Genomic DNA, 11,057 nt, shown 5'->3' on the forward strand with positions numbered 1-11,057 from the left:
CGCGTCACGGGCTTCAGGGGTAGCTGACCAGGTTGGCGACGTTGGTGGCGGAGTTGGACGGGCCGCCGGTGGAGTTCACCACGTGGGCGATGGTGCCGGTGCCGCCGAGCGAGACGGTCACCATGTCGTGGAAGCGCACCCCGCTCCGGTTCGGCGCCTCGATCGCGTGCTCGGCCACCACCCCCGGGTTGACGTTGAAGTAGCAGTAGCTGCCCAGGCCCCAGGCCTCGTGCGAGGTCACCGAGTCGGCCACCTTGTAGGCGGCGTAGCCGCGGGTCGCGCCGTTCTGCCAGGCGGCCTGGTTCGGCGGGTCGTAGGGCATCTCGTTCTGGAAGAAGTAGGTGCGGCCGCCGTTGCCGTTCCAGACCACCTGGTGCTGCTGGTAGTGCTCGACGAAGAGGCCGTAGAAGGTGACGGCGGTGCCGTTGACGGTCAGTCCGGTGGCGGCGGTGTTGGCCGTCCAGCCGACGCCGCTGCCGTGGTCGGCGCGCCAGATCCAGGTGTGGTCGCCGATCACGTCGGAGCTGTTCACCACCAGGCTCTGGGTGGCCCGGCCGACGCCCGCGCCGCCGATCCGGAAGAACACGTCGTGCAGGGAGGCCGGGTTCGCGGTGTGCCGGGCGGTGGAGCCGGCCGGGCCGAGCTGGAGCAGCACGGGGGAGTTCACCGGGCCGGCGTCGAAGAGCACTCCGGCGATCTTCACCCCGTCCACGTCGGCGACGGTCATCGCGGTGATGCCGTTGTCCGGGATCAGGGTGGCCAGGCCGAGGCCGAGCACCACGGTGTCGGGCCGGGTCACGTTCAGGGTCTGGTCGAGGTGGTAGACGCCGGGGGTGAAGAGCAGGTTCTTCCCCTGGCCGAGGGCGGCGTTGACCTGGGCCGCGGTGGCACCGGGCCTGACCACGAAGAACTGGTCGATCGGCAGTGAGCTGCCCGCCTGGCTTCCCGAACTCCACGACGTGCCGACCGAGTTGGTGCGCAGGGACGGGACGAAGACCCGGTAGGCCCCGGCCGCGTCCACGTAGAGGAAGGGCTTCTCCCGGACCACCGGGGTCTGCGCCACGGTGGTGTAGGGCGGGCTGGGGAAGGTGTTGGCCGGGGCGTTGACGTCGCCGACGAAGACCATGTTCCAGTTGGAGCCCGTCCAGCTGCCCCACTGGGAGTTGCGGGAGAGCCACTGCTGCTGGGAGCCGGAGCGGACCTGGCCGTCGATCAGGCTGTCGGCCAGCAGGCCGCCGCTGGACCAGCCGCCGTCGTCCAGCTGGAGGTTGCCGCGCACGTGCATCCGGCGGTACGGGGCGGCCTGCGAGACCGCCCAGCGGTCGGTGCCGGAGGGCGGGTTGACGGAGAGGCCCTCGGCGGAGCGCCAGAAGTTCTGGGTGGCGTTGCCCTGGAACCAGTCGGCCTCGGCGTGCACCCCGCCGTTGATGGTGACGGCGTCGGGGGTGAGGCCGAGGCCGGCCACCTGGGTGTAGAAGCCGACGTTGGCGTCGACGTTGTACGTCCCGGGCTTGAAGAGCAGGGCCTGGCGCTGGGTGCCGAACTGGTTGGTCTCCTGCTGCTGGAAGACCGCGTTCAGCTTGGCCTGCACGGTGGCGGCGGGCATCGAGGGGTCGAACACGGCGACGTTCGGGCCGAGGTCCGGGTTGCCGGGGTTGCCCGGGTCGCTGCCGGCGCCGAAGGAGAAGGACTGCGCGGTGGTGCCGTTGCAGGTGTACTGCTGGAGCACCACCGCATCGGCGGTGGAGGCGGACGGCACGTCCAGGCACTTGCCGCTGTTGCGGTTGACGAAGTGGTAGGAGCCGCCGCCCTCGTCCACCGGCAGCCACTGCTGGTTGGTGCCGCCGCCCCAGGTCCAGAGCTGGACCTTGGCGCCGTCGGCGGCGGACACGCCGGTGACGTCCCAGACCTTGGTGGCGTCGTTCGCGTTGGCGATCCGGACGTGGCCGCCGTCGGTGGGCAGCAGCTGCCACTGCTGGGCGGTGGTGGCGTTGCAGGAGTACTGCTGGACGGCGGTGCCGTTGGCGGTGGCGGCCGCCGCGGCGTCCACGCAGCGGCCGCTGTTGCGGTTGACCACGGTGGTCCAGCCGGCGGGGGTGGCCGCCTCGGCGCCGGTGGGAGCCAGCACGGAGGCGGGGGCGAGCAGCGTGGCGGCGGTCAACAGCCTGATGCCGTAACGCCGTTGTCGTTGGTTCATGGAGGTGGGGGCTCCTGGGTCGATGGGCGGGATCAGCGGCCGGTGGTGAGGCCGAAGCCGTAGCGGAACAGCGGGTCGTAGGACGGGTCGCCGACGTTCAGCGGCTCCTGGGCCTCGCTGCGCGGCCAGCTGACCGGGAGCTTCCCGGAGAAGCGGCGCTCGCCGAACAGCACGTCGGCCACCCCGCCGCCCTCGCTTCCGGGCAGCCAGGACATCACGAACGCGTCCATGGCCGGGAGTTGGCCGGTGACGATCTGCGGACGGCCCGCCACGTCCAGCACCACGCAGGTGGGTACGGCGGCACAGACCTTGTCGACGTTCGCCCGGTCGGCGGGGGAGAGCTCCAGTGTGTGCCCGTTGTTGCCGACGTCGCCCATGCCCTCGGCGTACGGCGTCTCGCCGACCACCACGACGCCGACCTTCGCGCCGCCGACGGGCGCCGAGGCGTCCGCGCTGTACACGGCGGAGGGGGCGTACTCCCGGATGCCCTCCAGGATGGTGGTGGCGGGGATGGTGTCGCCGGGGGCGCCCTGCCAGGTGACGGTCCAACCACCGGCCTGGTTCCCGGGGTTGTCGGCGTTGACGCCCGCGACGTAGATGGCGTCGGTGCGCTTGAGCGGGAGCGCGCCGCGCTCGTTCTTCAGCAGGACCTGGGACTTGGCGACGGCCTCCCTGGCCACCGCCCGGTGCTCGGGCGAGCCGATGGCGGACTGGTACCGCCGGTCGGTGAACGGGTGCTCGAACAGGCCGAGTTCGAACTTGGCCCGGAGGATCCGGCGGACGGCGTCGTCGATCCGGGACGGCGCCACCCGGCCCTCGTTCACCTCGGTGAGCAGGGCCTGCTCGAACTTCTCGGCGCTGTACGGGACCATGAACATGTCCATCCCCGCGTTGACCGCGGTGCGCACCTGCGTCGGGTAGTCGCCCGGGAGTTGGTTGATCGCGTCCCAGTCGCTGATCAGGAATCCGTCGAAGCCGGTCTTCTGCTTGAGCACCTCGGTGAGCAGCTCGTGGTTGGCGCTCATCTTCACCGGGTTGCCCACGCCGTCCTCGGTCCAGTCCACGCTGGAGTAGGAGGGCATGATCGAGCCGACCCGGTGCCGCTGCACCGCCGTGACGTACGGGGCGAGGTCGATCCGGCGGAAGCGCTCGCGGGAGGTGACGGTGACGCCCTGGTCCAGCTTGTAGCTGCCGGCCGAGGAGCCGTAGGCGGTGGATCCGTCGCCGGCGTAGTGCTTCACGGTGGCCAGCACCTGGTCGGGGCGGTCGAGTTGGGAGCCGCGGGTGCCCTGGAAGCCGTCGATCTGGGTCTCCATCGAGCTCACCAGCTCGGGCGTCTCGCCGAAGCTCTCGTAGGTGCGGCCCCAGCGGTCGTCCCGGGCCACGCAGACACATGGGGCGAAGACCCACTGCGGGCCGGTGGCGCGGGTCTCGATCGCGGTGATGTGAGCGGCCCTGCGGGCGAGTTCGGGGTCGCGGGTGGCGCCGAGTGCGATGTTGTGCGGGAAGACGGTGGCGCCCACCAGGTTCCCGTGGCCGTGCACCGAGTCCACGCCGTAGAGCAGCGGGATGCCCAACCGGGTCTCCAGGGCGCGGCGTTGGTAGCCGTCCACCATGTCGGCCCAGGCGGCCGGGGTGTTGGAGGCGGGGGTGGAGCCGCCGCCGGAGAGCAGGGAGCCGAGGGCCAGGGCGGTGATCTTCGCCGGGTCGCCGTCGACGGCGTTGCGCTCGGCCTGGGTCATCTGGCCGATCTTCTCGGTCAGGGTCATCCGGGCCAGCAGGTCCTCGACCCGGCGTTCGACCGGTTTCCGGGAGTCCCGGTAGGCCGGGCCGGCGGCTGCCGAGGCCGTGACGGGGAGGGCGGATGCGGCGATGGTGGCGGCGGCGAGCAGGGCTCCGCCGAGCAGGGGGCGCCGGTGCATGCGGATGTCTCTCCAGTCCTGGGTGGGGTGCCGGAGGTGCGATGTCAGGAGCATGTAAGCAGAGTCCCGAAAGCGTTGGTAAGGGGTCGGGGCGCTCTTTTTTCAGGACTTGAACTTAACCGTGAAGTAATGCCTGGTCAGCTGACGGGCCGCCAGGGTGTGGCCACGGCCTTCGATGAACTGTTGAAGAGTGTGTGCCGCGGGGCTACCCGCCGTCCGTGCGGCGGTGCTTGAATGTCCGCCACCAATCCCAGCCCCCACGACAGTTCGGGACGGCCCTGTGACTACGCGCGTAACGCCCTTGGCACGCTGGCTCCTTCGTCCACTGCGCACCGCTGCCCTGCTCTCGGTGCTCGCCTCCTTCGCGGTCTTCTTCGCCGGCGTCCAGCCGGCCCAGGCCGCCCCCGCCTGCGGCGTGCTCTCCTCCGGCGCGGCCACCCAGGCCGTCGCCGCCGTCAACGCCGCCTGCGGCCAGATCGGCACCCCCTACTCCTGGGGCGGCGGCCACGGCAGCCAGCCCGGCCCGAGCTACGGAATCTGCGACGCCTCCAACGGCGCGCCGAACGACTGCCACGTCCGGGGCCTCGACTGCTCCGGCTTCGTCCGCTACGCCTACTACCTGGCGGTCGGCGCCGACGTCATCAACGGCACCACCTACACCCAGTGGCCCTCCTCGCGGGCGGTGGCCCGCTACTACCGCTCCGACGGAACCGCCCCGCTGCTCCCCGGTGACCTGGTGTTCTTCGGCGGCTCGCCCTCCACCATCCACCACGTCGCGATGTACCTGGGCAACGGCTACATCGCGGAGGCCCCGTACTCCGGCGGCTACGTCCAGGTCGCCGCGCTCTCCTCGCACGGTGACTACTACGGCGCGATCCGCCTCTACGGCCCCGGCGGCGGCAGCCCCAACCCGCCCACCACGCCGGGCCAGTACTGGGTCGACACCTTCGCCAACGCCCCGGTCTACGGCTCGCCGACCTCGACCACCCAGACCGGCACGCTGTACCAGGGCACCAACTACGTGTTCTGCAAGGCGTGGGGGCGTGAGGTGGCGTCGGGCTCGTCCTTCAACCACTGGTGGCTGAAGACGGATCCGGACGTGGGGCCGGGGGGTCAGTGGGTGTCGGCGTTCTACCTGTCGCGCTGGGGCAACGACGTGGCCAAGGACAACAACGGCACCGTCATCCCCGACTGCGCGGGCGGCGGAGCGCCGCCGGCCACCGGGAAGTACTGGGTGGACACCTTCTCGAACGCTTCGGTCTTCGCCTCGCCGACCTCCACCAGTGCCACGGGCACGCTGTACCAGGGCACCAACTACGTGTTCTGCAAGGCGTGGGGGCGTGAGGTGGCGTCGGGCTCGTCCTTCAACCACTGGTGGCTGAAGACGGATCCGGATGTGGGGCCGGGGGGTCAGTGGGTGTCGGCGTTCTACCTGTCGCGCTGGGGCAACGACGTGGCCAAGGACAACAACGGCACCGTCATCCCGAACTGCTGACGACACGTCGCGAGGGCCCCGCGGTGGCGGGGCCCTCGCGACGGCCGGCCTACTTCTGCGGGAAGAGTTCCGCGATCAGCAGCTTGGCCAGCTCGTTGGCGGGCGCGGTGCCGTCGGGGGACTGGTTGAGGTTGGCCAGCACCACGACGGTGGCGCGGTGCTCCGGGTGGTAGCCCATGAAGCTGGTGTAGCCGGGGATCTGCCCGTCGTGGCCGAGGAAGCCGAAGAACTCGGCGATGCCGAGTCCGTAGCGCGGGGCACCCGGCCGGTCCGAGGTCGGCACGAACTGCAGCCGCTCGTGCTGGAGTTCGGGCGACAGCAGGGTGCCGGTGGCCAGCGCCGGGGCCCAGCGCTGCAGGTCGCCCAGAGTGGAGGCGGCCGCGCCGGCGGCCCAGGCCCAGGAGGCGTCGACCCGGGTGACGTCGTACGGGTTGCCCGCCGACCAGTCCGCCCAGGCGGCGTCCTGGCCGGTCAGGGTCGGGGCGGTGAGGCTCTCCACGTTGGTGAGGAACTGGTAGCCGCGGGCGTTCGGCTCCGGGATCCCGGCGCCGTTCTCCAGGCTGCTGCCCGGCATGCCGACCGGCTGGAAGATCCGCTGCCGGAACAGCTCGGCGAGCGGCCGGTGGGTGAGGTGCTCGGCGATCAGGCCGAGGATCACGGTGTTGGTGTTGGAGTAGTGGAAGCCCTGGCCGGGCGGGAAGTACACGTCGTGCGAGTAGGCCAGGTCGAGCAGCTCCTGCGGCGTCCAGACCGCCTCGGGCTCCTGGTCCAGGCGCCGGTTGAAGCCCGGGTCCTCGGAGTAGTTGTAGAGCCCGCTGGTCATGTTGAGCAGCTGACGGATCGTGATGCAGTCGCCGTTCGGCACCCCGGGGTGGTGGGCACTCACCGGGTCGTCCAGCCCCAGCAGGCCCTCCTGGACCAGCTGGAGGATCACCGTGCCGGTGAAGGTCTTGGTGATGCTCCCGACCCGCAGGTGGTCGGCCGTCCCGATCGGCTTGCCGGTGGTCAGGTCCGAGGTGCCCAGCGCGGTGGTCCAGGTCCCGCGCTCCGGCGTGGTGACCGCCACCAGCGCCCCGGGGATCCGCAGCCGCTGCATCAGCGCGATCAGGTCCTGCGTCAACTGCTCGTTCGAGGGGGCCTCCTGGCCCGCCAGGCGGACCACGGGCACGGGCGCGGGCAGCGGCTTCGCCACGGCGGAGGAGGCCGCAGGGGCGGCCAGCGACCCGAACAGCGCGGCCGCCAGCAGCGCCGAACGCCACCTCCGTCCTCGTCGTCCGTCGGGCTTCGGTCTCGTCATGGCCTCGATGTGCATGCGTGCTACCCGTTCGCCGCAGGGGTGGTCGTCCTCGTGCGGGGTCCATTCAGCCCCGGCCCGGCGCGGACCGGCGCACGTTGCGCCATCGGAGGGCGTGGCGGGGGCGCGGCGGAGGGCGTCAGTCCAGGCCCTCCAGGAGGGTTCTCAGCAGGGTGGCGAGCTGGTCGCGGTCGGCGGTGGGGAGGGGGGCGAGCAGGCGTTGTTCGGTGGCGAGGTGGTCGGGGAGGGTCTCGTCGACCAGGGTGAGGCCGGCCTCGGTGAGGGCGACCAGGACGACCCGGCCGTCGGTGGGGCTGGGGGTGCGGCGGATCAGGCCGCGCTCCTGGAGGCGGTCCAGGCGCTGGGTGACGGCGCCGGAGGTGACCATCATGGAGCGCATCAACTCGGCCGGGGTGAGCCGGTGTTCGGGCCCGTTGCGGCGCAGGGTGGCGAGCACGTCGAAAGAGGGCGTGTCCAGGCCGTGGGCGGCGAAGGTGCGCTTGAGCTCGCCCTCCACCCGGGCGGTGAGCTGCTTGAGGCGGCCGATCACCGCCATCGGCGAGACGTCGAGGTCGGGCCGCTGCGCGGCCCACTGCGCGAGTACCTGGTCCACGTGATCGGTCATGGGAAAAGTCTAGCGACATCTCTTAGCGGTGAGATATGTTTGCTTAGTGCTAAGAGATCGGACCGCAGCGCTCCTGCTCACCGCCCTGGCCCCCGCCGTCTGGGGCTCCACCTACCTGGTCACCACCGAACTGCTCCCGCCCGGACGCCCGCTGCTGGCCGCGGTGCTCCGCGCGTTACCCGCCGGCCTCCTGCTGGTCGCCGTCACCAGGCAGCTGCCGAAGGGCAGTTGGTGGTGGAAGGCGATGGTGCTCGGCACCCTGAACATCGGCCTCTTCCTGGCCCTGCTGTTCGTCTCGGCCTACCGCCTGCCCGGCGGCGTCGCCGCCACCGTCGGCTCCGTGCAGCCACTGCTGGTGGCCGGCCTCTCCGCCGCTCTGCTCGGCCAGCGCTTCACCCTGCGCACCCTGCTCTCCGCCGTGGTCGGCATCGCCGGCGTCGCCCTGCTGGTCCTGCGGGCGGACGCCGAGCTGGACACCGTCGGCGTGGCGGCGGCCCTGGGCGGCGCCGCCGTGATGGCCACCGGCGTGGTGCTCAGCAAGCGCTGGACCTCCCCGGCCCCGCTGCTGGCCACCACCGGCTGGCAACTGGTCGCCGGCGGCCTGCTGTTGGTCCCGGTGGCCCTGTTCGTCGAGGGCCCGCCGCCCCCCCTCGCTGACCACTCAGAACCTGCTCGGCTACGCCTACCTCGGCCTGATCGGCGCGGCCGTCGCGTACGTGCTCTGGTTCCGCGGCATCAAGGTGCTCTCGCCCAACGAGGTGACCTTCCTCGGCCTGCTCAGCCCGCTGGTCGCCGCCCTGCTCGGCTGGATCGTGCTCGGCGAGAGCCTGACGCCCGCCCAACTCCTCGGCGCCGCCCTGGCACTGGGCGCCGTCGTCCTCGCCGCCCGGTCCGGCCCCCGGCCGCCCGCCGCCGAGGCCCCGGCGCCGCCCCGCGTCCTCGCCGACCGCTGAACCCACCCTCGTCCCAGGAGGACACTTCCATGCGCATCACCGTCTTCGGAGCCGCCGGAGCGGCCGGCAGCCGGATCGTCACCGAGGCCGTCGCCCGCGGCCACGAGGTCACCGCCGTGGTCCGCTCGCCCGAGCGCTACCCCGACCTGCACCCCGGGGCCCGCCACCGCAGCGGCGACGCCCTCGATCCCGACCGGATCGCGGAACTGACCGAGAGTCAGGACGTGGTCATCGGCGCCACCCGCCCCGTCCCCGGCCGGGAGGAGGAGCACGCCGCCGTCACCCGCGCGCTGCTCGCCGGGCTGGCCAAGAGCGGAGCCCGCCTGCTCCTGCTCGGCGGCGCCGGCAGTCTGCTGCTGCCCGGTGGCGGCGGGCTGACCGTGATCGACGGCCCCGACTTCCCGCCCTCCTGGCGGCCGATCGCCCTGGCCTGCAACGAGCAGCTGGCCGCCTGCCTCGCGGACGACACCGTGGACTGGGCCTACCTCAGCCCGGCCGCCGTCCTGGAGCCCGGCGAGCGCACCGGCACCTACCGCCTCGGCACGGACGAGCTGGTCGTCGACGCCGAGGGCAACTCCGCCATCTCCATGGAGGACGTGGCCGTCGCCCTGCTCGACGAGGCGGAGCGGCCGCGGCACCACCGCACCCGCTTCACCGTCGGCTACTGACGGCGGCCGCGGCCATGAAGGTCTCCTGTGTCCCGGCCGCGATCCCGGTCGGCGGTCGGGGGCGGGGACGGACGGGCCGTCAGGGGACGGACGGGGGTCGACCCCTGACGGCCGCCCGAACTAGGGTCGATGCCATGACAGTGATCTTGAACGATGCCGTCCGGGCACTCCTGGACGCCCCGGTGGTGGCCGTGCTCGCCACCGTGAACCCCGACGGCGCGCCGCAGACCTCGGTGGTCTGGGTCGGGCGCGACGGCGACGACCTGCTGATCTCCTCCACGGCCGGACTCCGCAAGGTCCGCAACCTCGAGCGCGACCCGCGGGCCAGCGTGATCGTCTACGACCCGGCCGATCCGCTGCGCTACGTGGAGCTCCGCGGCCGGGCCACCGTCACCGAGGACGCGGGCCGGGCCCTGGCGGTGACGGTCGCCGAGCTGTACGAGGGGCCGGGCGCCGGCCGCGAGTACCTCGAACTCCCGCCCGAGGTCCAGCGGGTGGCGATCCGGATCACCCCGGAGCGGGTGCTCGGCTCGCTCGCCCGGGTCTGACGACGACGTCGGCCGCCCTCCCGTGTCGGAGGGCGGCCGGCCTCGTCCGGGCTACTTCTTCGGCTGGTTGAAACGCAGCGCGTTGCCCGACGGGTCGCGGAACGCGCAGTCGCGCACGCCGTACGGCTGGTCCACCGGCTCCTGGAGCACCTCGGCCCCGGTGGCCCGGATCCGCTCGAAGGTGGCGTCCACGTCGTCGGTGGCGAAGATCGCGCCGCGCAGCAGGCCCTTGGCCAGCACCTCGGCCATGGTCTCGCGGTCGGCCGCCGAGGCGTTCGGGTCCGCCAGCGGCGGCTCCAGCACGATCGACACGTCGGGCTGGGCCGGCGAGCCGACCGTCACCCAGCGCATCCCCTCGAAGGAGACGTCGTTGCGCACCTCGAAGCCGAGGGCGTCCCGGTAGAAGGCGATCGCCGCGTCGTGGTCGTCGACGGCGATGAAGGTCTGGGAGAGCGTGATGTTCATGGGCCCCACGCTACGGGCGGGCCTGCGGATCTGCTTCTCCATTCCTGACCGCCTTCGCGGGTGGCGTACGGACCGGCCGCAGGTACATCTTGGCGATGTAGGAGGGGATGGCCGACTCGTCCACGTGCTCCCGCGCCCGGTACGCGCTCGGGCTCTCCCCGACCAGCTCGGTGAAGCGCGAGCTGAACGAACCGAGCGAGGTACAGCCCACCTCGAAGCAGACCTCCGTCACGCTCAGGTCCCCGCGCCGCAGCAGCGCCTTGGCCCGCTCGATCCGACGGGTCATCAGGTAGCTGTACGGCGTCTCCCCGAAGGCGGCCCGGAAGCTCCGGGAGAAGTGGCCCTCCGACATCAGCGCGGTGCGGGCCAGTGCGGCCACGTCCAGCGGCTGCGCGTAGTCGCGGTCCATCTGGTCGCGGGCCCGCCGCAGCCGGGCCAGGTCCTCCAGGTTGCTCATGGGATCACCCTCCCACAGCGTCTCCGCCCGCCGCGCGTTCCCGCAGCTCGCGGGGGAGGGCACGGTGCGCCTGCCAGGCCGCCACGGCCTCGGCGCGGGACCGGGCGGGGTGCTCGGCGTGCCACCCCCGCAGGAACCGGTTGAACTCGAACTGCTCCCCGACCTCCTGCGGCCGCGCCATCTCCGCCCGGGTCCTGTACCAGTGCCGTACCGCCTCCCCGAGGGTCCGCCCCGCCCCCTCGGCCACGAACGCCCGCATCGCCGCGTCGAAGTGGAACCCGGGCCCGATCTCCCGCTCGAAGTACGCCCGCAGCACCTGACTGCACCGCTGCCCCTCCGGGATCACGGTCGGCCACGGCGGGCTGAACACCACCGGCGAGGCGCTGGCGCACGGCGTGCCGGTGGTGCTCGCCCCGATCCGGCACGACCAGCC

Annotated in this window: 12 protein-coding genes and 1 pseudogene; 5 read left to right on the top strand and 8 right to left on the bottom strand. The window is 72.2% G+C overall.

Annotated elements, in window-relative coordinates:
- Positions 1-13: 13 nt before the first annotated feature.
- Positions 14-2,197, bottom strand: a complete 2,184-nt coding sequence (locus ACWEPF_RS27445; RefSeq protein WP_452174638.1) for an RICIN domain-containing protein — start codon at positions 2,195-2,197, stop codon at positions 14-16.
- A 32-nt stretch (positions 2,198-2,229) separates the two neighbouring features.
- Positions 2,230-4,119: a glycoside hydrolase family 3 protein gene (locus ACWEPF_RS27450; RefSeq protein ID WP_452174639.1), complete on the bottom strand. Its 1,890-nt coding sequence runs from the start codon at positions 4,117-4,119 to the stop codon at positions 2,230-2,232.
- 301 nt (positions 4,120-4,420) lie between these two features.
- Here ACWEPF_RS27450 and ACWEPF_RS27455 point away from each other — a divergent pair, with 301 nt between their 5' ends.
- On the top strand, positions 4,421-5,614 hold the full coding sequence (locus tag ACWEPF_RS27455) for a C40 family peptidase (RefSeq protein WP_452174640.1): 1,194 nt from the start codon (positions 4,421-4,423) through the stop codon (positions 5,612-5,614).
- Positions 5,615-5,663: 49 nt separating this feature from the next.
- Here ACWEPF_RS27455 and ACWEPF_RS27460 read toward each other — a convergent pair whose 3' ends face one another.
- Both ACWEPF_RS27460 and ACWEPF_RS27465 read right to left on the bottom strand, forming a co-directional pair.
- A complete protein-coding gene (locus ACWEPF_RS27460; RefSeq protein WP_452174641.1) occupies positions 5,664-6,911 on the bottom strand; it encodes a serine hydrolase domain-containing protein in 1,248 nt (415 codons plus the stop codon).
- Positions 6,912-7,047: 136 nt separating this feature from the next.
- The gene (locus tag ACWEPF_RS27465) at positions 7,048-7,533 is read right to left on the bottom strand and encodes a MarR family winged helix-turn-helix transcriptional regulator (protein ID WP_452174642.1); all 486 of its coding nucleotides are present in this window, start codon (positions 7,531-7,533) and stop codon (positions 7,048-7,050) included.
- A 46-nt stretch (positions 7,534-7,579) separates the two neighbouring features.
- On the opposite strand from ACWEPF_RS27465, the pseudogene ACWEPF_RS27470 reads away from it, so the two are divergent.
- Positions 7,580-7,681: pseudogene (locus tag ACWEPF_RS27470) on the top strand (EamA family transporter); the annotation flags it as partial.
- A 27-nt stretch (positions 7,682-7,708) separates the two neighbouring features.
- On the opposite strand, the gene ACWEPF_RS27475 reads toward ACWEPF_RS27470, so the two are convergent.
- Complete coding sequence (locus ACWEPF_RS27475; RefSeq protein WP_452174649.1) at positions 7,709-8,194, bottom strand: hypothetical protein; 486 nt, start codon at positions 8,192-8,194, stop codon at positions 7,709-7,711.
- A gap of 34 nt (positions 8,195-8,228) precedes the next feature.
- Between ACWEPF_RS27475 and ACWEPF_RS27480 the strand changes: the two genes are divergently transcribed.
- The 3 genes from ACWEPF_RS27480 (at position 8,229) to ACWEPF_RS27490 (ending at position 9,702) form a co-directional block, all read left to right on the top strand.
- Positions 8,229-8,486, top strand: coding sequence for an EamA family transporter (locus ACWEPF_RS27480; protein WP_452174647.1), 258 nt, complete (start codon positions 8,229-8,231; stop codon positions 8,484-8,486).
- Positions 8,487-8,515: 29 nt separating this feature from the next.
- On the top strand, positions 8,516-9,154 hold the full coding sequence (locus ACWEPF_RS27485) for an NAD(P)-dependent oxidoreductase (RefSeq protein WP_452174648.1): 639 nt from the start codon (positions 8,516-8,518) through the stop codon (positions 9,152-9,154).
- Between the two features lie 134 nt (positions 9,155-9,288).
- A complete protein-coding gene (locus tag ACWEPF_RS27490; protein ID WP_345289720.1) occupies positions 9,289-9,702 on the top strand; it encodes a PPOX class F420-dependent oxidoreductase in 414 nt (137 codons plus the stop codon).
- Positions 9,703-9,753: 51 nt separating this feature from the next.
- Here ACWEPF_RS27490 and ACWEPF_RS27495 read toward each other — a convergent pair whose 3' ends face one another.
- From ACWEPF_RS27495 to ACWEPF_RS27505, 3 genes are all read right to left on the bottom strand, one after another.
- The gene (locus ACWEPF_RS27495) at positions 9,754-10,167 is read right to left on the bottom strand and encodes a VOC family protein (protein WP_345289719.1); all 414 of its coding nucleotides are present in this window, start codon (positions 10,165-10,167) and stop codon (positions 9,754-9,756) included.
- 10 nt (positions 10,168-10,177) lie between these two features.
- Positions 10,178-10,624 carry a helix-turn-helix domain-containing protein gene (locus ACWEPF_RS27500; RefSeq protein WP_452174643.1) on the bottom strand — a complete coding sequence of 149 codons (447 nt, stop codon included), beginning with the start codon at positions 10,622-10,624 and terminating at the stop codon, positions 10,178-10,180.
- 4 nt (positions 10,625-10,628) lie between these two features.
- Positions 10,629-11,057 (bottom strand): DUF6434 domain-containing protein (locus ACWEPF_RS27505; RefSeq protein ID WP_452174644.1); only part of this gene is annotated, 429 nt, incomplete at its 5' end.

The organism is Kitasatospora sp. NPDC004289, from assembly GCF_053602875.1.